This is a genomic window from Streptomyces sp. NPDC088124, from assembly GCF_040685895.1.
Classification (GTDB): Bacteria; Actinomycetota; Actinomycetes; order Streptomycetales; family Streptomycetaceae; genus Streptomyces.
Window position 1 is genome coordinate 1 of record NZ_JBFBJB010000064.1, and the last position, 22,846, is coordinate 22,846.

Consider the following 22,846-nt stretch of genomic DNA (forward strand, 5'->3'; position numbering starts at 1 on the left):
CGGCACGGCCTCGGTGTCAACCTCGGCAGGCTCTCCCGCTGGGAGGAGGCGCTCGCGGAGTCCCGCGACGTCTGCGCGGCCCGGGAGCGCGTCCTTGGCGCCGACCATCCCGACACCCTGGTCAGCCGCCGCGAGATCGCCGTCGGCCTGGGCTGGCTCGGCCGCTGGTCCGACGCCCTGTCCGCCTACCGCCAGGTCGCGGACACCCGCGACCGGGTCCTCGGCGCCACCCACCCCGACGCCCTCGCCAGCCGCAACGACGAGGCCCACTGCCTGGAACAACTCGGAAGCGAGCAGGAGGCAGTCGAGTTATACGAACGGGTCGCAGCATTACGGCAGCGGGCGGTCAACGAGGATTGAACGCTTCGCGGGTGACCATGTTGCCGTCCTTCTCCAGCCTTGTACGCCAGCTCCGCAACTGGCCAAGGCCATCGCCTCCCTACAGCAACTGGCCTTTCGCTCGGGGCAGGCGCAAGTCCCCGCCACTGATCTGACCGTTACGAAACGATTCGTTCGCGGCGTCACAATGCAGAGCGGCCGTATTTCCAACCGTACGAACCGTGGCGACCGCAATGACGGCGTTGCGGAAGTGACGACGCCGGCCAATGTCCGGATGATCGCGTAGAAAGCCAGTCATGCACAACCAGAAGCGCGTCACGGCCCTCGCCGCGACCGGTATCACCGGCGTCGCCCTCGCGGGTATCGCCCTCTACGGCACCGGCGTGGCCAGCGCCGGACAGACCTCCGCGAAGTCCATGGCGGAGCCCCAGAACATCGGCCTCCTGGTCCAGCAGATCGACGTGTACTACGGTGCGAAGCCGGACGCGAACGGTGTGTACCAGGCCTCCCCGGACGGCCCATACGCCAAGGACCTCTCCCGCATCGAGGCCGACGCCAAGAAGTACATCGACAAGACCGCGCGCACGGCGCAGCAGAAGCACGCCAAGCCCGCTGTCGTCTTCGACATCGACGACACGCTGCTGCTCAGCTTCGACTACGAGCGCAGGACCAACTACACGTACAACTCCACGACCTGGGCGCAGTACGTGGCGCAGGCCGACCGACCGGCCGTCTTCGGCACCCCCGAACTGGTCAAGTACGCCAAGGCCAAGGGCGTCGAGGTCTTCTACAACTCGGGGCTGACAGAGGCGCAGCGCTCCTCCGCGGTCCAGAACCTGAAGAAGATCGGTGTCGACATCAACCTCGACGCCGACCACATGTTCCTCAAGGACACGGTCAACCCGCCGTCCTACCTGAAGGGCTGCGCCACCTCGGGCGCCTGGAAGTGCACGACCGTGCAGTACAAGTCCGGCACCCGCAAGCACATCGAGTCCCTCGGATACGACATCATCGCCAACTTCGGCGACCAGTACTCCGACCTCGACGGCGGCTACGCGAACAAGACGTACAGCTCCCCAACCCGGCCTACTTCGTCGGCTGATCCCCGGCTCGGAAGCACCGCAAGACCCCCCATCGGTTGAGTGTCATCCGTTTCCGGGTGGGGGTGATCCGTGCGGCCACCGGTGGGCATCAGGCCATGCGGCGTCAAACAGACGTACGTCGGCCTTGCTGGAGATTGCAAGTCCGGTGAGACCTTCGTGACGCTATGAGGTTCGTGGTGCGGGTTCCTGGCGTTCGGCCGGGTCGTTGACCAGGCGCTGGATTTCGTCGGGGAGAAGATCCGCACCACTGTCCGGGGAGTGGGCAAGGGAGGGCCGCTGACCTGCTCAGACGCGACGCCACCGCATCGCTTCCCAACGAGCGGTGGGTGGCCGACCTCAGCTGTGTCGCCACGCGGTCCGGGGTCGCCTACGTCGCGTTCGGCATGGAGGTGTTCTACCGGACGATTGTCGGCGGGTTCCTCAGCTCAGCAGCCGAGCTTCGCGTCCGCCCAGTCCGCGTGGTCCGAGTCGATGCCGTCGCCGCCATCCGTGACGACAAGGCGAACCGTCAGGGCTCCGCTCACGTCAGCCGCTATCGACTGCGCCGGCATCGCGGTGGTCAAGACCCCGGTCTCTGCGACCTTGACATCATCTGCCCAGATTTCGAAGGCGACGGTACCCTTGGCATCCTTCTCGTCGTCGACACCGACCTCCGCGGTGACTGTCTCGCAAGCCTTGCCCGTGTAGTACTCGATGCTGCTCTCGGCATGCGCACCCAGTCCTTTGGCGTACACGACTCCGCCAATGGTGATCGGTCGGCCGTCTCCCGGTTTGCTCTCCCCGTTACTCGTGTTGCGTTCAACGGGCCCCCAGCCGTTGGTCGTCGACAGCCAGGGCAGGTCGCCGAGCGAGGAGACTCCCGTCGGCGGCGCCACGACCACGGACGCCTTCAGCGGGAGCACGCTTTCGGCGCGTACGCCGGCGGGTGAGCGGTAGGCAACCCGCAGCGTCAGGTCGTACGAGCCCGTCGCCGCGTCGACGGGTACGCTGAGCCGCCACTTCGTACGCAGCGCTCGGCCCGTCGGCAGCGTGCCCGTGGTGGTCGGTGATGCCGCTCGCACCGTCCAGCCCTCTGGTCCGCTCAGCGCGACCGAGACACGGGTCGCCGGTGTCCGCCCGAGGTCGGTGACCGTCGACGTCAACGTGGTCGCCTTTCCCGCCTCGACCAGCAGGCCCTCGTCGACACCGAGTTCGACGGCCGGAGGCTTCTCGGCCCACCTCGCGTCCACCGAGGCGCGGACGAGCACGGTGCCGTGCGCGGGTACGGTCGCGGAGATCGTGCCCGCGGTGTTGTAGCTCTTGTGCTGCCACAGATCGCGCAGGGCGTAGGCGTCCGCGGTGGGCAGTCCGACAGCCTGAGCACTCGTGGCGATCCGCTGCGGACTGCCGGTCTCGTTGAACAGGGCCACCGCCCTGCTGCCGTCCTGCATCTCCTTGGCGACGACCCAGCGGCCGCCCTCGGCGGAGAGCACTCTGCCCTGACGTCCCAGGGGGTCCTGGTCGACCGCGATGACTTCCTTGTTGTCGAGGATGTCGAAGGTCGCCTCGGAGGCCGTGCGCAGGTCGGAGCCGATGAGCAGCGGCGCGGCCATGATCGACCACATCGAGAAGTGCGAACGGTACTCGGTGTCGGTCATGCCGCCGTTGCCGACCTCCAGCATGTCCGGGTCGTTCCAGTGTCCGGGACCGGCGGACGACGCGAGGGGCAGATTCTGCTTGAGGATCGACAGCATCGAGCCCCAGTTGTCGCTGATGTCACCGGTGGTGCGCCACAGGTGACCGACCTCCGAAGCCCATTCCCACGGTTTGTTCTGACCCCACTCGCAGATGCTGTAGACGATGGGGCGCCCGGTTGCCCTGAGGGCGTCACGCATGGTGGTGTACCGCGCCTTCGCGTCCACCCCCTGGTTGTTGCAGTTGTCGTACTTGAGGTAGTCGACACCCCAGTCCGCGAACTGCTGGGCGTCGCTGTACTCATGACCGAGGGCGCCCGGGAATCCCACGCTGTCACACGTCTTCGTGCCGGCGCTGGTGTAGATACCGAGTTTGAGTCCCTTGGCGTGCACGTAGTCGGCGACCGCCTTGATTCCGCCGGGGAATCGCGTGGGGTCGGGCACCAGCTTGTCGTTCGTGTCACGGGACGGCAGGGCCCAACAGTCATCCAGATTGACGTACTGATACCCGGAGTCCTTGAGCCCCTTCTCCACGAAGATGTCCGCGATCCCCTTGACCATGTCCTCGTTGAACTCGGCACGGCAGTGCGTGGAGTTCCAGTTGTTGAAACCCATCGGCGGGGTGAGTGCGAGACCGTCGGCCGGCGCTGATGCGGCGGGTACGCCCGGGGAGGATTTCTGTGCGGGAGACGGCGGCGCGGCGGCGGCAAAGGCCGGCAGGGTGGCGCCGACCACGCACAACAGGCCTGCGGCGATAACTTCGGCCGATCTTCTACGGACTGTGCGGGTGTGAAGGTGACGCATCACTATGTTCCTCCGCGAAAGTGGAAGAGGCACATGCCCATGCTCTTGAGTGCATTCGTCTCGGGACGTGCTACCACGGTCGAGACAATCAGGTACTCCTCGCCGGGACGGCCGGACAGAACCAGTGCCGACAACCGGGAATTCGGCGGTGGTTGAGCGCAACCAGTTCTGGGAGACATGTTGCCGACGGCAGGTCCGGCCGAGACCGCCAGGCGCGACTGACGGGCGAGCCGGTACCGATGGCAAGCATGAGGACCTCCGTCGCCGATGTCTTCAAAGGCTATGGGCGCCGACGGCTACGCGCGGATCACGGATCCAGCCAAGTATGCGATCAGGTCCGTGAGCCACCCGAACTCGGGCTGGGGACGCCTTGGCGGTGGCGCTCCTCGGTTCGTGGACGAATCCCGAGCCTCGGCGGTGGCCATCCTTGCAGTAGACGATCCGGGTCTTGTCCGGGTGCAGCTGCAACCCGACTTCGACCATCCTGTCCGTGAGCGCGGCCAGCACCTCGCGGGCCTGGCGCTCGGTGACGCAGTGCAGCACCGCGTCGTCCGCATACCGTTCGAACCAGACGGACGGGAACTCCCGGTCGTCGGAGTACTTACGGGGAGCAGCCATGATCGGGATCCTTCCGGGTCTTCGATGTCTCCATCAAACCCGGGGCGATTCAGCCGGAGGAGTCCGAACCGCCTCCGCCGCCGACAGCTCCACCGAGGGCCCGTCTCAGCGCCCGCGCCTCGTCAACAAGGCGCCGGGTGATTGGCTCGTCGCGGAGACCGCGATCGTTCATCCTGGTGTGGAGCGCGGTCAGGCGCTCGGTGACGTCGCCAATCTGGTCTTCCACCATGTCGGGGGTCAAACCGGCCCCCGGAAGAGGCAAGGCGTCGATCTGTTCGTTCAGCAGGTCGATACCTTCCTGCACCTGGGTGAGGGACTCTGCGGGTAGCCCCGAACGTCCGAGCTGGCGTTGCAGCCGCGACAGCGCGAGTGTGGTCTCTTCTAGCAACCGCACATGGCGGTCCGCCTGGAACCCGGCGTCGGTTGTAGAGACGTTTCGCAAGAACGCGGCGTGACTCTGCGCCCCTGCAAGCGTCACCGCGGCCTGATCGCCGACGATCAGCCAGCTGTCGCCCGAGCTCGTTGGCGTCCGGCAACCGAGGGCCGGCCGGAAGCAGGGATGTACGCGCAGGTCGTCCTCGTACGGCTGGAGGGGCCACTGCGAGTCGCCCGCGTACACGACGCCGTCACCACGGCGCACGCCCAGGAAGCCGATGCCGTACAAGGCGTCGATGACGGAGGTAGCCGTCAACTGCTCGGCGTACGCGGAGTACCTCTCGTGGAGGTCGTCGCGGACCTCGTGGAACCGTGCGGTGAAGTCGTTTCGGTCCACGGCGTACCCGGCATTCTCGAACTGGGCGAACACCGGCCGCAGGAACGGGAATCCGACGTTGTACTCCTTGGCGAGATCGTCGAGCTTCCATCGGGAGAACTGCTCGGCGGCCTCAAGGACGTCGTCCTCGTGGATCGTCGGATGTCCCGAGCGATCGGCAGCATCGCGGCACAGCGTGAGGAACTGGATGATGTCACGGGGCCGGGCGAGGGATCGCCGCACAAGGTATTCCGGGGTCCATTGGCCGGCAACCCGGCGGGGGAAGATGCCGTCCCACAATTCGTCGTCCGTCACCGGCCGTTCGAGAGACAGGGCGGCTCGGGCGCGGGCCAGCTCGCGCAAGGCGGCCGGGCTCCACGTGATGCGGACTTCGTCGCTGCGGAACTTGTCTCCGTCGGCGAAGTTCAGCACGTCGTAGATGTCGGCCCGTACAAAAAGCACACAGCGCACGGCATGGCCGTATGCCGCGGCGGCGTGCTTGGCGCTCAGCAGGAGCCCTGTGACCAGCGCGTGGCTGTCCGGGTCGCCCTGCCACACCTGTTCCAGCTGGTCGACCAGGATCAGGAACGGTCTTTCCTTCGCCGCAGCGCAGCCAAGGTCCTCGAAGGCGGCCCGTACGCCCACCTCGAGTGCGTCGAGCTGCCGCATGGCCCGCGCGCCCTCCGAGCCGCCACCTGCACCGGGTTCACCGCCCCCGGCGCTGACGCTCGCTTCGAAGCCGAACATCTTGACCGCCAGCGTCGCCGACTGCAGCAGGCGCGTGCCCCGCCGCAACCGGTCGGTGAGCCGCCCGTCGTCGCCCTCGCCGTTGGCTTGGAGGAAGTCCTTGAGAGCCCGTACGGAGGCGGGAATACGCCACTTCTTGTGGGTGCCGGCGTGTTCGGTGATGTGTTTGGCAGCGTGTACTGCGAAGACGTAGCGCCAGATCAGGGACTTGGCGGTGTCGGCGGTCAGCCCCTGCAGCTCGAAGCGCCGGATCTCGTCACCGGCCGCGTCGTCCGGGGTGATCAGAGCAGCGCGCCCCGGATACCGGCCGCTCATGAGGTGCGCACAGATCGCGCTCTTGCCGGAGCCCTTGCGTCCGACGACCAGCGACTTGCGTCCCGCGAGCACGGTCTCCGAAGCGTACGTGGACTGAAAGCCGTCGCGCAGCAGACCGTCGACGAAGTCGGACTCCGCGTCGTCACGTCCGAAGAAGAGCTTCTTCACGGGCCAGTACGGCTGCTCCACGGCTCCCCCTGCGCGGTTGCGGCTGAGCCGCTCAGATTAGCCGTTCGGGGCCGCCCTCACCGTCGCGTACGGATAATGGTGGGCAGACGCGGGTTCGCTTACGGGTGGGGCCAGATAGCAGCCTGATACGGGGGACACCTTGAGCGAACGGTTCGAGATCGACTCGCTGGACGGCGAGTTAGGGGACGTCTTCCGCGCCTTGGCTGCTGGACAGGAGCACCAGGACGAGGCATTGGGAACCGTGGTGCGGGACGTCGGCTCGCTCCACACCACGATCTCCATGCTCCACGCGGAGATCGCCGGAGTGCGCAGTGAAATCGCCGAGGTCACTGACAACCTGCGCAACGTGGCGCACGCCGTGCAAGTCGTCGACAGCTCGGTCACCCAGTTGCGGGACACATTCGCTGATTTCACCGAACGTTACGTGAAGGACCAGGCCCGCGCCGCCGCCGAAGCCGAGCTGGCGCAGCTCACCCTCGACTGGCAGAGCCGATTCGAGCAGCGTCGCCGTACCCGTGCCCTCGCCCATGGCCTGGTGCACGAACTCACCCGTGACGCCGTAAAGCGCGGAGTCGTCGACGCGGCCGCCGTCGAGACCTGCGCCGCGGAACGCCTGCTCATGGAGCCGTCCTACTGGCTCGCTCCGGCTGTGGTGGCGCTCGCCGCCCGCCACCGGGGTGAGGCAGAGAAGGCTCGGCGAGCCGTGAGCCATGCCTACTCTCTCGACCCGGCCAAGTCCAACTTGTTCTTCGCGCTGACCTGTTCGCGCCTGGGCGAGTTCAAAGAAGCCGCCCGCCGCATGGACCAATACCTCCGCTCCATCGACTCCTACGCCCTGGACGAGGACTTCCAGATCGTGCTGGATGCGGTGGCCTGCCGGGAACTGGGCGATGACGCACACACCTATGCCCAACTGGCTATGAAACGCTGGGCAGGTCAACTGGATCTGGCCAGGAGCGACGCAGGACCCGACCTGGTTACAGGCCACTTGTGGAAGCTGCGGCACCGTGTGCCGGAGGAGGCGTTCTCCGAGCTGGGCCGGCTGTGCGCGAAGGAGTGGAACCAGCTCAGGAGGGGCCTGGAGCTCGCGAGCGTCCCCGCAGCCGCCTTGGAGTACCTCCAGGAGCAGTTCCCGCCCGAACCGGTGACCTGGACCGAGTCGGGCACCTACACAGAGGGGGCCCTGGGAGCCCTGATTGACCGGTACGGCCCTGAGGAGCGGGCGCTGGACCGACGCATGGAGTACTTGCGCCGCGTCATCGACCACGGCGGAGACGTAGACGCAGCCAGACGTTCCGTCGGAGCCGACGACGACGCGCGCGAGCCCGCCGACCTCCGCACCCTCCTTGTCAACGCCGTCTTCGTACCACGGTCAGTCCTCCTCAGCGACGAGGCCCGTCGGCTTGTCCTGCGCACCCTGTGGCCCCGCATGCTGGAGGCCGCGCAGGAGTGCGCGGACCGAGCCCAGCACCTGCTGCCCAGGGAACTCGCCATCGGGACGGCCGAGTGGAGTGCCGTCGTCCCCGCCGATCCGTGCGCCGACATCGACGCCGAACCCCTCGTCGCGGAACTGACCGGTGCCATAGAGGAGCGCACCGACCGGCAGGTCGACGCGGTGCAACTCAACCGGGTCCGGCTGTGGGGCGCCGGGGTGCTGACGTTGGTGGCCGTCGTCCTCGCCTTCATCACCGAGGCCGGGACCGCCCGCGCGGTCTGCGCCTGTCTCAGCCTCGGGTTCGCGGGTTGGGCGACGCACGAATGGCGTCGGGTTCCGGTCCGTAGGCGGGAGTTGCGCACCGAAGGTTCCGGGCTTGCGCGGCGGCGTGCACGGATGCTGCGTCTGGGCCTGGAGCAGCGGGAGGAGTTCTTCGATACCTGGACGGCCCATCTGCAGGCCAGCGACGCGCTACGGACCTGGGGTGCCGAGACGTGGCCTGTGGAGGACGGGACGTGAGAGAACTGGGGAGCGCGGGAAGCTCAGAGGATGGTCCCGTCTTCGTCGGCGACGGCCGCTACGAGCTGATCCGTCACCTCGGCAGTGGCGGCATGGGGGACGTGGTGGCGGCCAGGGACGTCCGTCTCGACCGTCGTGTGGCGCTCAAGTTCCTCGGCGCCGCACGCCTCACGGGAGCGACTCCTGGAAGTGAACGCCACATCCGTGCACTTGAGTTGTTCGTGAGGGAAGGCCACACGATGGCCCGCGTCGACCACACGTACGTGGCCACGATCTACGACTGCGACGTCGGCGGCGCCGATCCATTCCTCGTCATGGAACACGTGGACGGCCGTCCCCTAACGGAGTACGTGGGCGGTGATCCTCTGCTGCTGGAGCAGACGGTCCGGTGGAGTGGGCAGATCGCCGAGGGCCTCGCCGCCGCACACCGAGAGGGCGTGATGCACCGCGACATCAAGCCCGCCAACATCCTCATCACCCACGACAACAGCGAGGTGCGCATCATCGACTTCGGCCTCGCCCGCTTCGCCGACGCCACGGAATCACACACCGACATGGGAACTCCGCTGTACAGATCACCAGAGCGTTGCCGCTTCGAGTCAGGCGACGAGCGCAGTGATCTGTACTCCCTCGGCTGCGTGATGTACGAAATGGTGACTGGCTGGCCCCCGTTCGGCGACCGACACTCGGACGCCGCCGCACTGGCCAAGGAGCACCAGCACCGGTCTCCCGTCCGGCCCGCGCGGCAGGTGCCAGATGTGCCCGACGCCCTGGATGGCCTAATCATGGCGCTATTGGCCAAGAATCCGGCTGACCGCCCCCAGAACGCACACGCGGTGGTCCGGGCACTCCAGGAGGTGGAGCGGACCCTCGAAGCGATGGCAGCGAAGCGACGCCTCGTATCGGGACACACCGCGCCCCAAGTCGACGCGGGATTCACGGAGCGCATCAGGGTCACCGAGAAGCGCGTCCGACGACTGACGCTGCAATTCGGGCCCGCACACGGGGAGACCCTCGCTGCCCGCTCCGAACTTGCGGAGCTGACAGGGGAATCCGGCGACGAGCGAGGCGCGATGGAACTGTACGAGCAGATGGGCCGTGACTGCCAGCGGCGCTACGGCCCCCACGACCACAGAGCCCTGGACGCGTTCGAGAAGATGACCCGGTGGATCGAGGGCGGGTACGAAAGGTGATCGCGACGGAGGTTCCCGCGGGCATCGCTTAAGGGCGTGCCGGGAATCAACACGTCGGTTTGATCTTGGTTTTGTCGGGGTTGAGGAACCTGGCGACGTCTTCCCGCCTGCGGAAACGGGCGGTCGAGGCAGGGATGTGGACACCGTGGGCTTCCAGGAGCGGGCGGACGTCTTTCGCCGCGCGGCTGATGGTCATGGCGGTGGTGTTGAAGAGGTGGCCCAGGAGGTCCATGGTCGCGAGTTTTCGCAGGTGGAGCACGGTGACCAGGACCCGGTCGGCTGAGGTGAGCTTGGCTTTGGCACCTGCGCCAGGGGCCACCAGCCGCTCGTGGCCCCGACGTGTGCGGAGGACTCGCTCGCGTTGAACCTCCATCGCTGGAGTCAACGAGTTGATGAGTTCTTTGAGCTGTCGGCGGGTCATCCCACCGCCTGCTCACCCCGAACGACCAACTCCTCGAACCCCGCACCGACCTGCCGCCCTTCGACCTCTCACTCCTGAGCCCACTGGACTGGAAGGGCGTGGACATCAAGGTCGAGTCCATGGGGCCCGACAGACTTCCCCACTCGATCCAGCACTACATGTCCCTCCACCTCAGCAGACAAGAAGACTTCGACATCCTCCTCGACGACGGCGCCGGCGAAGTCGCCGACCTCGTCGGCATCACCGCCAACGACACCGACATCACAGTCACACTCGTGCACTGCAAGTACTCGTCCGAACCATCGCCCGGCGCTCGCGTCGGCGATCTGTACGAGGTCTGCGGCCAAGCAGCCCGCGGCGCGAAATGGCGCGAGTACGGAATCGATGCACTGCTGCGGACACTGGACCGCCGCGCGGGCAAGTACGCCACCCGCCACCCCGGCAAGACGCCGTACCTGATCGGCAGCATCCACGAGCTGTACCGCATCCGCGAACGCGCACCCCACCTGCGCCCGCACATCAACACCGTCATCGCCCAACCCGGACTGTCAGCAGCAGCGTGCAGCAGCGAACAGCAGCACCTCCTCGCCGGCGCCCACTCCTACGTCAAAGCCCTCACCGGAGGCACATTCGCCGTCCACTGCAGCCTGTAGATCAAGCACCAATGACAGCTCACCATGCCTACAACATGGCAATCGGCAGGCAACCGCACGCCTCTGACCTGTGCAAACATCGGGCTGTCATAGGAGTCAGCACGAGATTGACCTGGCCTTTCGTCACTGCTTTCAGTTCCAGTCCGTCACCACCCGACAGTGAGAACTAGCAGGTCAGTCTGGCTATACCACTGACATCCAGATGACGAATCTCCGCTGACAACCTCATGCAGACCATCAGGCGGGCCGCGATCCACATCTGCAGGGCGCGGCCCAGGACGCTGGCGAGCTCTCCAGCGTCCCGTACGAGGAGATCATCCTGCTTAGAAGTCATCTCATTTGGCTGGGTAGGCTGTCAGTCGTGGCGAGGATTGTTGAGCGGCTGGTGCCGGATGAGCTGTGGGAGCTGTTCCAGCGGTTGGTTCCGGAGGCGCCAACGCGGCCTCAGGGCGGGGGCCGGCGTCGGCACGGTGACCGCGAAGTGCTGGCCGCGATCGTCTTCGTGGCGACCTCGGGCTGCACGTGGCAGCAGTTGCCGACTGCGTCGTTCGGGCCGTCCGGCGCGACGGCTCACCGGCGTTTCACCGAGTGGTCGAAGGCCCGGGTGTGGGCCAAGCTCCACCGCCTGGTGCTCGACGAACCCGGATCCCGTGGCGAGTTGGACTGGTCACGGTGCGCGATCGACTCGGTGAACATGAGGGCGATGAAAAGGGGGAGCTGACAGGTCCGAATCCTGTAGACCGGGGTAAGTACGGGTCGAAGATCCACTTGATCACCGAGCGCACCGGTCTGCCATTGTCAGTCGGTATATCGGGTGCGAACATGCACGACAGTCAGGGCCTGGAGCCGCTCGTGCGGGGTATCCCGCCGATCCGCTCGCGACGCGGACCGCGCCGCCGCAAGCCCGGCAAGCTGCACGGCGACAAAGGGTACGACTACCGCCACCTGCGGCAATGGCTCCGTGCGCGGGGTATCACGCACCGCCTGGCCCGACGCGGCATCGACTCCTCCACCCGCCTGGGCCGTCACCGCTGGGTCGTAGAGCGGTCCGTGGCCTGGCTCGCCGGCTGCCGCAGACTCCACCGCCGCTACGAACGCAAAGCCGAACACTTCGCAGTCATCGCCTGCACCCTCATCTGCTACCGCCGACTCACCAAATGAGATGACTTCTTAGCGAGCTCCGGGTGGCCAGGGTGTTGAGGTGCCCTGGGCACAGCACCCGCACGAAGCGGGCCAGCAACTCTTCTGTGGTGGTGGCCGCGCCGACTACATCCCCCGCCTCGCCCTCGCACCGCCAGGACCCGTACGAGCAGGGTGCGGCGGTAGCTGTGGCCCGAGTCGGTGGAACCGTTGGGGCTCACTGCGCCATGACGCCGGCAACCCTGATGATCCGGTGGAGCTGGGCCACGATGTCCTGCCGATTACGGACCAGCTGAGCGTCGGTTACAGCCCCGGATCCGAACTGCAGTACCGGCGTGTGAACATGACCTCCCGGAATGCCGGATTTCCCCATCCGATCACGGAGCAAAGTGGCCCGATAGGCGACCTCGTTCGACAGAAAGTCCCCGCCGCTACCTGCCCGGGCCGTCGACCAAACACTGCTGGGGCCGTTGGGCCGCACAACAGGGGTGGTTCCGGGGGGAGAGAGGACAGGGATCTCCGTCACCTGTGTGTTGTTGTAGACGGGAAACCGACCGGTATTCACGGTCAGGATGAACGGATGGGAGTGGGTGCTCGCGGTCCACTGCGGCTGCGTGGCGGGATCACTCACCGGGATAAGCCCCGTGCTGGATGCATTTTCATTGTCCGACGCTCCTCCCCGCCAGGCCCCGTTGTAGTTTTCCAGGTCGAATCGGCCGGGCCGGCCCTGACTCACCGTGAAGAACATGTCGGCCTGCGCCATGGGCTCACGCAGGGCACGTTCGACGGTGCCTTCGGTGAAGTCTCTCCAGCGGACCGGGAGCATGACGGTCTCAATACGGAAGAAACGGCCGTTGTCGCTGATCACTAGCTCTCCGTCCAGTGCCAGCGCCGCAGCACCGGACGGATTGCTGTTGCGGATGTCGCCGTCCAGACCAAACGGGTCGAACCCGGTCAACACGATCTTGTTCAACTTCCACGGCTGGTCCCAGGGAAGCGACTCCCAGGACACGGAGTCCTGGCCTCGCGAGGAAGTCTCCAGTTTGTTGAGCAATGCTGTCCTGGAGGCGTCGGAGAGGCCGAAACCCGGCTGCCACTGACGCAGAACCTTGGACATGGCGAGCCGCGCCCAGTACAGCGGGCGGTCGTCCTCCTTACTCAGGTCCCCAACTACCGGGGTCAGTCCACGTGCTTGATCCACGGCACGCTTCCACAACTGGAGACCATGCTGAGCGACGACCGCCTCGGCCGCCGCCACCGACTGTGCCTGCCGCAGGGCCGTGTCGAAAGCCGGCCCCGCATCGCCGTACCCGCTACGACGCAGTATGTCCTGCGGCACCGCCTGCTGGACCAGGCGCAGTTCCTCGACGGTTAAGTCGGATGGGCCTCCCTGCGGAGCGGCAACGGCCGGCAGAGGACCGCCGGTGCATATCAGCGCGGCGCCAACGAGCAGGGTCAGGACCCATGCGCATCGCTGCCTCGGCTGTCCACGCAGGAGCGGTCTGATGAAGTACATGACAATCCTTCCGTCAGGTGTCAGAAGTATCGCCATGAAAACGGGCAACCACTACAGTCCTGAGATTGGTGACAGTGATCACGGCCGGAGGCGACATTCAGGTCGGCCTCCGGACGACATTCCCGGTCAGCGAACACCGGGGAGGTATCCGGCGCTCACTCCTCTCCTCTCGCACAGCGGCCGCGCGCCGCTCGTCCCCCGCGTACGGCGCGCAGCGGCGGGGCCGGCCGTACGGCAGGAGAGAGGGAGGCGTCGGTACCGCTTCCGTGCGGCGAACTGCCGGCGGATGACGAGGCCTCCGGGGCGGGGCGTCACCACGCGGTCAGGTCGACCGCCCGGGCGCAGTGGGGGTCCAGGCGGTCTGCCGCCCAGCGTTCCTCCTCGCCGATGAGCGCGGGCAGGGCGGCCAGGAGGGCGGTCAGTGCGCCGGTGAGCCGTACGTCGGCCGCGACCCGGCCGTCGGACTTCTCAGTGGCGAGGTAGAGCCGCATGCGGTCCTGCCCGGTGAAGAGGAACCCGCACAGGGCAGGCTCCGGCGCGGTCTCCACGAACGGCCAGGCCAGCGTGCGCAGTACGCGCAGCGCCCGGTCCGTATCGTTCGGGGCGGCGGGATCGAGGGCGGAGGTGTCCACCGCGATCAGCGGCATGCCCATCACGGACACGTCGGTGCGGGGGCGGGCGCCCGATAGCAGAGTGCGGGTCCATCCCAGCAGCAGCGGGGCGGTGACCGGCTCGCCGTCCTCGTCCGACAGCGGGATCTCGAAGACGGTCAACTCGTGCGCCGCCGCGTCGGCGGCCCCGGTGACGACCCGGACCGTGTCCTGGGCCGGGAGGATGCCACGCAGGAAGACGGCCCCGGTCAGCGGCACCGCGGTGTAGTCGAGGAGGAAGCGCGTGAGGTAGGCGTGCTGTCCGACCGTCTCGTCGCCGGGGCCGCTCACTCGTTGATCCAGTTCGGGCACTTGTTCATGCCCTTGCAGTAGGCCGTGATGACACCGAACTTATTTCCCCTGCCCGCGTCGTACTCACCGTCGGCCGTACGGCGGGCGTACTGCACGATGACCCCGTAGTACTCGAGCCTTCCTCCGTCCTTCTTGTCCACCTTCCCGGCCAGGGCCGCGTTCACCACCCGGCACTTCTTGACGTTGTGCTTGCCGGAGAAGTGGTTCCAGCCGAGATCTCCGTTGCCGTAACGCGTGGGGATCACCCGGCCCTCGGGGTCGGTCTGCTCACACTTCGCCCTCGTGTTCCAGTACGGCGCCGCCGCTGCCGCACTCACGGGCGCGGCCAGGAGACAGGTGCTGATGACCACCGCCGTCAGCGTCTTGATCACCTTCATGAACGGACCCTGCCACCGGGCCGCTGCCAGTATCCCTCCCCCGTCGGCAGATTCGTTCCTCCGGCCCCCGGACGGGTCACGCCCCACGGCAAGCCATCACCTCACAAGACGGGTCACCGTTGACCATCGACGGAACCCAGACGTACCAGCGGGTGCGCCGTCGATCCCGACCGGAGGGCCCATGCCCACAGGCGACAGCCCGCTCGGTCGTCTCCTCGTACTTCTGAGTGCCGCCCCTGCTCCGAGGCGTTACCCGCCGACGAGAGCCGGCAAGCTCATCGCCGCGCTCGCCCTGCAGCCACTCCCCCCGGCACGAACCGAGACAGGTGTGAAAGGCCGCGACGGGCGGGGGCCTACACCAGGGCGGCCGGGACAGCGTCTTCTGTCGTCCAGTCGCCGTCGAACAGCGCGGCGACCAGGCGTAGGTGTTCGTCGGGGAGTTGGCCGGCGCGGTGTCTGGTGCGGGCTTTGGCGAGCCAAGCGCCGATTCTGACGGTGTCGCCGTCGACGCGGATCGTCTCGCGGGCGGCGGGGGCGCGGCCTTCGCGGTGGAGGAAGAGTTCCAGGAGCTGGGCGGTCTGTTCGAAGGTGCGGCGGGTGCGGCGGGCGGGGGCGAGCGGGTTGGTGTCGGGGGTGAGGCCGAGGGCGGTCATCAGCTGCTGCTGGCCGGGGGCGAGGCGGTGCCAGGTAGTGAGCTGGCGGTGCAGCCAGGAGCCGGCCTTCACCCCGGCCAGGACGGTGTCGCGGGTGAGCGTCGCGGGGTCGGCGCCGTCGGCGAGGTGGGTGCGCAGCAGGTGGTATTTGCGGTGCCAGTCCGCTCCGTGGGGCAGGCGCCAGTCGGGGGCCAGGGCGGTGAGGGCCTCGGCGCGGTCCGCGGCGAGCGTGGCCGTGGCGGCGAGGTGGCGCTGTTCGGCCAGCCAAGCGCCGACGCGTGTGGTGGCGGGCGCGGCGAGGTGGCCGTGGAGGTGCAGGTAGTCGGTGGCCTCGGTGAGGCGGGCGCGCCATGCGGCGTCGTGCTTGTCCCAGATCATGCCGAGCGCATCGAGTTCGGCCCTCCAGTCGGCTTCGAGGCGGCCGGCTTTCGCGGCGTCGCGCATGGTGGTGATGAAGGTGCCCAGCCGGTAGCCGGTGGGGTCGGTGTAGTCGGCGGGGACGTCGAGGTGGCCGTACTGGTCGCGGTAGGACTGGGCGGCGGCGAGGCCGAGGCGGCGGGAGCGGGAGACGGCCGCCTCGCGGGGGTCGAAGGAGGCCAGGTCCATCGCTTGGGCGATGCGTTCGGGGTGGACGGTGAAGTCGAAGTGCCAGCGGCGCTGGATGACGTCGCTGGTCTCTCTGGGGAGGCGGTTGGCCTTGTCGGGCAGGCGCTCCAGGATGCGGTGGTCGTGGCTGGCCAGCGCGCAGGCGATCGCCCAGACGGGTTCGTAGGCGGTGCCCAGAATGTTCTCGGGGTCGGCGCTGGGAGGGACGTAGACGGGGACGATCAGGCTGGCTGTCTTGCCGGACACGTCAAGGCGCAGGGCGCGGCCGAGGGCCTGGACGCAGCGGATGACGCTGCGGGTGGGGTCGGCGAAGACGATCGCATCCACGCTGGGGATGTCGACGCCCTCGGCGATCAGGCGGGAGTTGGCGAGGATCGCGCGGTCGGCGGCGGCGAAGGCCGTGAAGGTGTCGGCGCGCTGGGCGGGGGTGTGCTCGCCGTGGGCGAAGAACAGCTTGGGGGTGATGTCCGGGACGAGGCCGGGGTCGGTGCGGGCCAGCAGGCGCAGGGTGTGGGGGAGTTCGCGGGCGAAGCGGCGGGCGTCGGAGACGAGGTTGAAGTAGACCAGCACCTTGTTCAGGCGGTGTTCGGTCATGGCGCGCAGGACGGACAGGTGCAGGGCGGTGGTGCGCAGTGCGCTGTCCGCCTCTTCGCCGCTGTCTGCGCCGGGAGGGGCGGTGGTGGGGGCGGTGAGGTTGAGGCGGCGGCGCAGGTCGGTGTCGGTGAGGGTGGGTACCACGATGCGGTAGTCCGCGGCCCGGCCGTCGGTGACTGCTTGTGCGAGGGGGTATTCGTGGACCTTCTTGCCGTAGACGGCCTCGTTGTCCATGGAGTTGGCGAACGCGTCCGCATCGGTGTCCGGTCCGGCGGCGTGCCGGCGGCGCGGGCGGGTGGTATCGGCAGACTCCGCCAGTTCCGGCGCGCCGACGATCCTGGGGGTGGCGGTCATGTAGAGGCGGCGGTCGGCGTGGATGCGTGCCGCGTCGTTGACGATCGCCCACTTCTTGTCGGCGCGGCCGGCGATCCGGTGGGCCTCGTCCATGACCGCGAGGTCGAACGGGGGGACCGCGTATCCCGTGTTCCGGGTTTCCGCGATCTTGTTCAGGGAGTCGTAGGTGCAGATCACGGTGAGTGCCGGGATCTGGTCCGCCCGCTCCCCCACCACTGACATCAGCCCGCCCAGGGCGTGCGGGTCGGTGGTCGACATGACGCGGGCTGCGACCAGGTCGTCGCGGCCGCTGGTGTCCAGGGAGGAGACGATCACCATGTGTTCCAGGTGACCGTCGCGGCGCCAGGCCAGTGCCGTCTGGGCCGCCAGGTCGAGGGTGGGGACCACGAACAGCACCAGCCGTGCGCCGAGTTCGTCCGCCACCCGGATCGACACCAGTGTCTTGCCGGTGCCCGTCGCCGATACGAACAGGCCCCGCGTTCCCGCGCGCCGCAGATGCCGTACCAGCCGCTGAACGGCCTCGGCCTGGTCGGGAAAGAGCCGCGCACGTTTGGGGCGGCCGGGGCGCGGCAGTTCCACCACAGTCATGACAGCTTTTTCCCGCTTCCGCTTCCCGGGCCGCTGGCACACAGTCCAGTTTCAGTGACTGGACTGTATCACTCCGAACACTTTCCGTACGCAAAAGGCACTTCTATCGTACGCATTTGGTACGCGATAAGGACGTTTCAAGGTATGGTGGGGGTGGAGGTGTCTCATGTCCGAGTTGTTCGACGCGGTCGATGCACTGGTCGCGTCCCGTTCCCCGCTGCCGCCACCGGCCGAGCGCAGGCGGCTGCGCCAGGCGCACGCGCTCACCCTGGACGAGGTGGCTGCTGCCCTGGATGTGCGGCGGGCGACCGTCGGCGGCTGGGAGTCGGGCCGGACCGAGCCCCGCCCGCCGGAGCGGGAGGCGTACGCGCGCCTGCTCCAGCAGCTCACCAAGCTCTACCCCGCGCCCGGGAGCACCGGCGCCCCGCAGGAGGACACGGACGCCGCGGCGGCGCAGGCCGTCACCCCCGCGGCGCCCCGCCCGCGGTCTCGGCCCACGGACGGGGCGCCGGAAGCTGCTGCCGCACCTGTGGCCGAGGAGTCCCCGCCCCCGGTCACTGCCCCGGCAGCGGTCGGCGCGCCGGCCGCCGTGTCGCTGCCGCGTGCCGAACGGGCCCCCGGTTCGCGGCGCCCCGCCGCGAAGAAGCCCGCCCCGGCGAACACTCCCGCGCCCGGCGGGGCGTACGCGCACGGTCCGCTGCTCGTCCTCGACTCCGGCACGGAGCGGAATGTGACGGGCTACGGCGTCGGCGGGCTGATCATGGACGTGCCCGCCAAGACGCTGCCCGCGCTGGTGGAGTGGACACTCACCGAGGCACGACTGGGCTCGCAGAAGCTGCACGGCTCGGGGAAGGACGGCGACCCGCTGCTGGTGCTCACCGAGGCTGCGTGCGAGCGCTACGGCCTGCCCGCCGTCCTGTCCGAGGCCGAGCGGCTCGCCGGTCGGCTCCCGGAGGGGCACAAGGTCATCAAGCAGCTCCAGCGCGCCGACTGGCAGCTCACCAGGCGCGGGCTGGGGCCGTGGGCACGCATCTACCGCCCCGCCCAGGGCGGCCGCCGGCAGTGCGTGCAGCTGTGCGTCCCTGCCTGGCGTGCCCTCGACGACCGTGCCTGGGGCCATGCCGCCCGCCTGGATCCGGCCGGACTCGCCCGGACGCTGGGCGTGTACGCGCAGCGGGTGATGACGCCGGTCGGCTCCACCGCCGTGACGGGGCTGGAGCTGATGACCGCGCTCAGCCCGCCGACCCGCGCGAGCGAGCCGGACGCCGACGGCCATCGGCATTCCGCGCACCGGCCCGGCTCGCTGGGTACGGAGCCGGTGGACCCGGCGCCGTGCGAGGCGACCGACGGGCACCCCGTCCTGGCCGGCCTGCCGAGGTTCCACGTACGCGGGCCCGGCGAGAAGCTGTTCGAGGAGGCCTACGACTGGGCACGGGACATGACCGACGCCGAGTGCATGCAGCGCCACTTGGTCGCCATCGACGTGAACCTCGCCTTCGGTGCTGCCGCCAACGGCGCGGTCGTCGGTCTTGCGTCGCCGCCTGTGCGTGTCACCAACCCGGTCTTCGACCCGGCGGTGCCCGGCTCCTGGCTGGTCGATCTCTCCCACGTCGACCTGTCCCGGGTAAAGGTCGCCAAGCAATGGCGCCAGTTGGAGGGCCACCTGCTGCCCAGCCCGTTCACGCCTACCGGCGAACGCCCGACCGGTCCGGCCTGGTACGCCACCCCAACCGTGGCGTACGCCGTCGAGCTCGGCTACGACGTCGCCCCGCTGGAGGCATGGGTGCGACGCGAGAGCGGCCGGTTCCTGGACGGCTGGTACAAGCGGCTGCGCAACGCCTACGTCGCGACCATGGCGGATCTGGGCGTCACGGAGAAGATGCCCCCGGCCGAGTTCCTGGAGACGATGGACAGCTGCAAGCAGCGTGACCCCGAGCTGGGAATCGTCGTGGACGCGGTCAAGATGACCGTGAAGGGCGGCATCGGCAAGCTGCAGGAGAAGGCGCGCGGCGGCGGCTGGAGGCCGGGCCAGGCCTGGCCCGCCCTCGCCCGGCCCACCTGGCGCCCGGACATCCGCGCGACCGTCATCTCCCGGGCCCGGATCAACATGCACCGCAAGATGGCCGCCCTGGCCGCGGCCACCGGGCAGTATCCGGTCGCGGTCCTGTCGGACTGCGCCGTATACGCCGCCGACGGCCCCAGCCCGCTGGATGTCCTGCCCTACGGCGCCGACGGCAAGACCGTGCCGGGCAGCTTCCGGCTCGGCGTCTCGCCGGGGATGGTCAAGCACGAGGGCACCCAGAGCGTGCTGTGGGGCGCGGACGTGCTCGAGCAGCTCGGTGCCGACGGCAAGACCGCCAACCTGGCCCGCTACATCAAGACCGGCGAGGTTACCGCCAAGGACACCGGAGAATAGGGAGCGTTGCAGGCGATGGTCACGGTCGGGGAAGAACTCGACAGGGCGGTACAGGGCGCGTTCACACGTCCCGTCCCCAAGTCCGCCGGGGCGCAGATGCGTTATCTGGTCCGGCAGCACCAGCGCAGTACCCGGCTCGTCGCCGAACTGCTCGGCATCAGCCAGCGCACGGTGGAACGGTATGTGAGGAATCAGATCAGAACGCCCCGGCCGGAGCTCTCCGACCGGCTGCACCATGAGGTCCGCGCACGCTGGCAGCCGCAGATCCGGGCGAAGGCGAAGAAGGCCGCGGCCACCACGAGCGGCATCATGATCGATGTCCAGGCCCGGTTCGGCTACACCGCCGCCCCCGGCAGCACCGACCAGGCCCGCGTGCGCCACCTCACCCTCGCCCTGCCACCCCGGCACGCCGCCCGCCTCCTTCAAGCCCAGGAAACCGGGGTCGACGAGAACGACCTCCGCGAGATCGCTGCCCAGGCGTTGGGGGAGGTGTACTTCCGCGACGGCGGCCGCCGTGCCCACGGCCTCGAAGTGGAACTCAAGGACATCGTCGACCTCCAGTTCGAGCTGTAGGCGGTCGTCGTCGAGTTGGGGCAACTCGTTTACCGGTGAGCCGAAGCAGGCTTGTTGTCACCTACGAGGCTTGCCGTTGGCCGCATGTCGTGACTGAAACGCGATAGTTGGCCTCACACGCTAGCTGGCCCCGCACCTCAGGCACGCCGGACGCCCGACCGAGGAACTACCGGAGTCCGTCGCTAGGCTTCGGCACCATGACCAGTGATCCCGGGTTCACCTGCGCGTGCTGCGGGGGCCAGCACCCCGAGCTGCCGATGAACTACACGGCCGAGGCCCCCGCCGTGTGGGATCCGGCCTTCGCCGACGCCGACGACTGCCTGCTCTCTACGGATCAGTGCGTGGTCCGCGGTCAGCACTACTTCGTCAAGGGCCTGATCGAGATACCGGTCATCGGCAGTGACGAGGTGTTCTCCTGGGGCGTCTGGGTCTCGCTCAGCCGAGAGAGCTTCTCCCGGGCCTCAGATCTGTGGGACAGGCCCGGCCGCGAGGCCGAGAAACCGTACTTCGGCTGGCTCACCACCGATCTTCCGGTGTACCCGACGACGACGCTCAACCTGAAGACGCACGTCCATACCCGCCCGATCGGCGAACGCCCCTTCATCGAGCTGGAGCCCACCGGCCATCCCCTCACCGTCGAGCAGCACACAGGAATCAGCCTGGAACGCGTGCGAGAGATTGCGTCGGCCGTGATCCACGCCGGAGACGGCGAGCAGCAGTAATGGCTGACCAGCCCGTATCGTCCGTCCCGGTCGCGCCTGCCGGTCTGAGCCGCAGGGCCCAGCGGTTCATCGAGACGGAGGGCATCCGCGTTCACCGGCAGGACATCAGGCGACAGAGCGACGCGTGGGTCGAGCACGGGATCCCTGCTGCGGAGATCGAACGGGCCGCTGCTTTCCAGGACCGCTGGGGCGGCCTCGCCCTCCCGCCGGCCCCGTTCTACGAGGGCGGTCCGCGCATCCTGGACGCCGACCGCCCCGAGGAGATACCCGCAGAAGGCTGGTCGTTCCCGGCAGGAGACTGCCGGGCGTCCATGGCCTACAGCTTCATGATCGGCCCCGACGGTACGTTCGGTCTCGACGCCCACCGCTGGACGCCCCTGCATGCCAGCACTGACGGATGGGTGGAATCCCTGGCGCTCGCCGCTCATGCCCGCCGCTGGGCCACTACCGTCACACGGATCACGCGCAAGGCCGTCGATGCACTTGATCTCGGCGAATTCGAGCCGGTGCCCGAAGTGCAGGGCGTGACCGACTCGTGGTGGCGGGGCAGGGACTCCCTCATCGCCGTGTACCGAGGTGAGGCCGTGGGCCTTCACGCCCCGCAATGCCTCGAAGCGCACATCTACGGCGGCCTCGACGAGTGGGCCCTCCACGGTGACTGACCCGCGGGCAACGGATCTGAGCACCCACCTGGCCCGAAGCGCCAACTATCGTGCTCATTCACACATGCTGCTTCTCGACCGTCCTGTCGAAGCTCAGCCAGTAGAGTCCCGCGAGGCTACTACTGCTGGGCGGCTGGTCGCGCGCGAGTGAGTCCGTTCCACCGCTCCAGTTCGTCTGCGTGGCTGCCGACTGCTGTTGCCCGGGCGACCTCTTCGGCTTCCTTCGGTCTCGGCTCACCATGGCGGGTGATCAACGTCAGCGGCCAGGTCGGAGTGCCCGACTGCTCGCCGTCGAAGGGGTGCCAGTCCCAGGCCGCATCGAACCGCCAGGCGCCTCCGTTCCGGTCAGCAACCTCATCACCCAGTTCGAGGAAGGCGTACGGACGGAAGAACAGCTCGATGCGTATTGGTTCCCCGCCGGCCGGATCGATCGTGTAGCCCTGGTCCTCAAGGGAAGGATCATGGGTCTCACCCTGCTGTAGGACCTCGAGGTAGGACACGGGCCGGGGCAGCATGCCGGTGACCAGGGGTGGATCGAAGCGGTGAACCGCCTGGACGTGCACCACAGTCTCGGGGATACCCACCAGGCAGGTATCCCCCGGCTTTAGTGCGGTCTCCGCCGGTTCCGTTCGGAAGATCTCCCACTCGCGGGCCGACGGCGTTGGAAGCGCCCTCTGGCCGTTCCACCTGATGTTCGCGGCCTGCGGGTCCACTTCCAACCACGGCCACCGCACGGATACGTAGCAACGGGTGACCCCGGTGACGGCAGTCTCAGTGAACGGGCACTCCAACAACAGCACGTCACCGGGCCTGTAGTCGTGGCTCATGAACGCATTGTGCATGCCGTCACTGAAGGTGGTCGATCGCCTTGGCCAGGCCATTGAGCCGAAGGGCGATAGGTGTCACAGAGGCAGGCGTGCTGT

The 22,846-nt window shown here is 68.0% G+C and carries 18 protein-coding genes and 1 pseudogene; 10 read left to right on the forward strand and 9 right to left on the reverse strand.

Annotated features, from left to right (window positions below; translation table 11 throughout):
- Together AB0P17_RS35890 and AB0P17_RS35895 are read left to right on the forward strand one after the other, a co-directional pair.
- Positions 1 to 360: tetratricopeptide repeat-containing protein (locus AB0P17_RS35890; RefSeq protein ID WP_365817869.1), on the forward strand; the 360-nt coding region annotated here is incomplete at its 5' end.
- 275 nt (positions 361 to 635) lie between these two features.
- Positions 636 to 1,441 (forward strand): annotated as a pseudogene (locus AB0P17_RS35895) (HAD family acid phosphatase).
- Positions 1,442 to 1,867: 426 nt separating this feature from the next.
- Here the strand turns inward: AB0P17_RS35895 and AB0P17_RS35900 are convergent.
- The 3 genes from AB0P17_RS35900 to AB0P17_RS35910 form a co-directional block, all read right to left on the reverse strand.
- The gene (locus tag AB0P17_RS35900) at positions 1,868 to 3,919 is read right to left on the reverse strand and encodes an NPCBM/NEW2 domain-containing protein (RefSeq protein ID WP_365817871.1); all 2,052 of its coding nucleotides are present in this window, start codon (positions 3,917 to 3,919) and stop codon (positions 1,868 to 1,870) included.
- A gap of 273 nt (positions 3,920 to 4,192) precedes the next feature.
- Positions 4,193 to 4,537, reverse strand: coding sequence for a reverse transcriptase domain-containing protein (locus tag AB0P17_RS35905; protein ID WP_365817873.1), 345 nt, complete (start codon positions 4,535 to 4,537; stop codon positions 4,193 to 4,195).
- A gap of 49 nt (positions 4,538 to 4,586) precedes the next feature.
- Positions 4,587 to 6,539: a hypothetical protein gene (locus AB0P17_RS35910; RefSeq protein ID WP_365817875.1), complete on the reverse strand. Its 1,953-nt coding sequence runs from the start codon at positions 6,537 to 6,539 to the stop codon at positions 4,587 to 4,589.
- Between the two features lie 139 nt (positions 6,540 to 6,678).
- On the opposite strand from AB0P17_RS35910, the gene AB0P17_RS35915 reads away from it, so the two are divergent.
- Both AB0P17_RS35915 and AB0P17_RS35920 read left to right on the forward strand, forming a co-directional pair.
- The gene (locus tag AB0P17_RS35915) at positions 6,679 to 8,493 is read left to right on the forward strand and encodes a hypothetical protein (protein WP_365817877.1); all 1,815 of its coding nucleotides are present in this window, start codon (positions 6,679 to 6,681) and stop codon (positions 8,491 to 8,493) included.
- Positions 8,490 to 9,686, forward strand: a complete 1,197-nt coding sequence (locus AB0P17_RS35920) for a serine/threonine-protein kinase (RefSeq protein ID WP_365817879.1) — start codon at positions 8,490 to 8,492, stop codon at positions 9,684 to 9,686. Before AB0P17_RS35915 ends, AB0P17_RS35920 begins: the two co-directional genes overlap by 4 nt.
- 46 nt (positions 9,687 to 9,732) lie before the next feature.
- Here the strand turns inward: AB0P17_RS35920 and AB0P17_RS35925 are convergent, their stop codons facing one another.
- Entirely contained in the window at positions 9,733 to 10,107 is a 375-nt protein-coding gene (locus AB0P17_RS35925) for a transposase family protein (RefSeq protein WP_365817881.1), read from the reverse strand.
- 98 nt (positions 10,108 to 10,205) lie between these two features.
- Between AB0P17_RS35925 and AB0P17_RS35930 the strand changes: the two genes are divergently transcribed.
- Both AB0P17_RS35930 and AB0P17_RS35935 read left to right on the forward strand, forming a co-directional pair.
- Complete coding sequence (locus tag AB0P17_RS35930; protein ID WP_365817883.1) at positions 10,206 to 10,760, forward strand: hypothetical protein; 555 nt, start codon at positions 10,206 to 10,208, stop codon at positions 10,758 to 10,760.
- A gap of 370 nt (positions 10,761 to 11,130) precedes the next feature.
- Positions 11,131 to 11,921 (forward strand): IS5 family transposase gene (locus tag AB0P17_RS35935; protein ID WP_365817956.1). Its coding sequence is split into 2 segments (ribosomal slippage): positions 11,131 to 11,466 and positions 11,469 to 11,921, totalling 789 coding nucleotides; the frame shifts between segments, so codons are not numbered across the junction.
- Positions 11,922 to 12,117: 196 nt separating this feature from the next.
- Here AB0P17_RS35935 and AB0P17_RS35940 read toward each other — a convergent pair.
- The 4 genes from AB0P17_RS35940 to AB0P17_RS35955 all read right to left on the reverse strand — a co-directional run bounded on the left by AB0P17_RS35940 (position 12,118) and on the right by AB0P17_RS35955 (position 17,550).
- A complete protein-coding gene (locus AB0P17_RS35940) occupies positions 12,118 to 13,416 on the reverse strand; it encodes a pyroglutamyl peptidase (RefSeq protein ID WP_365817885.1) in 1,299 nt (432 codons plus the stop codon).
- Positions 13,417 to 13,727: 311 nt separating this feature from the next.
- Positions 13,728 to 14,378 carry a hypothetical protein gene (locus AB0P17_RS35945; RefSeq protein WP_365817887.1) on the reverse strand — a complete coding sequence of 217 codons (651 nt, stop codon included), beginning with the start codon at positions 14,376 to 14,378 and terminating at the stop codon, positions 13,728 to 13,730.
- Entirely contained in the window at positions 14,354 to 14,755 is a 402-nt protein-coding gene (locus AB0P17_RS35950) for a hypothetical protein (protein WP_365817889.1), read from the reverse strand. Before AB0P17_RS35950 ends, AB0P17_RS35945 begins: the two co-directional genes overlap by 25 nt.
- Positions 14,756 to 15,108: 353 nt before the next feature.
- A complete protein-coding gene (locus AB0P17_RS35955; RefSeq protein WP_365817891.1) occupies positions 15,109 to 17,550 on the reverse strand; it encodes a Helicase associated domain protein in 2,442 nt (813 codons plus the stop codon).
- Between the two features lie 166 nt (positions 17,551 to 17,716).
- Here AB0P17_RS35955 and AB0P17_RS35960 point away from each other — a divergent pair, with 166 nt between their 5' ends.
- The 4 genes from AB0P17_RS35960 to AB0P17_RS35975 all read left to right on the forward strand — a co-directional run bounded on the left by AB0P17_RS35960 (position 17,717) and on the right by AB0P17_RS35975 (position 21,923).
- Complete coding sequence (locus AB0P17_RS35960) at positions 17,717 to 19,966, forward strand: helix-turn-helix transcriptional regulator (protein WP_365817893.1); 2,250 nt, start codon at positions 17,717 to 17,719, stop codon at positions 19,964 to 19,966.
- Between the two features lie 15 nt (positions 19,967 to 19,981).
- On the forward strand, positions 19,982 to 20,539 hold the full coding sequence (locus AB0P17_RS35965) for an XRE family transcriptional regulator (RefSeq protein WP_365817895.1): 558 nt from the start codon (positions 19,982 to 19,984) through the stop codon (positions 20,537 to 20,539).
- A gap of 257 nt (positions 20,540 to 20,796) precedes the next feature.
- Positions 20,797 to 21,261: a DUF2199 domain-containing protein gene (locus AB0P17_RS35970; RefSeq protein WP_365817958.1), complete on the forward strand. Its 465-nt coding sequence runs from the start codon at positions 20,797 to 20,799 to the stop codon at positions 21,259 to 21,261.
- Positions 21,261 to 21,923 (forward strand): hypothetical protein, encoded by a 663-nt coding sequence (locus AB0P17_RS35975; protein ID WP_365817897.1) that lies wholly within the window; start codon positions 21,261 to 21,263, stop codon positions 21,921 to 21,923. Before AB0P17_RS35970 ends, AB0P17_RS35975 begins: the two co-directional genes overlap by 1 nt.
- A gap of 119 nt (positions 21,924 to 22,042) precedes the next feature.
- Here AB0P17_RS35975 and AB0P17_RS35980 read toward each other — a convergent pair whose 3' ends face one another.
- Positions 22,043 to 22,750: a hypothetical protein gene (locus AB0P17_RS35980; RefSeq protein ID WP_365817899.1), complete on the reverse strand. Its 708-nt coding sequence runs from the start codon at positions 22,748 to 22,750 to the stop codon at positions 22,043 to 22,045.
- Positions 22,751 to 22,846: the final 96 nt, after the last annotated feature.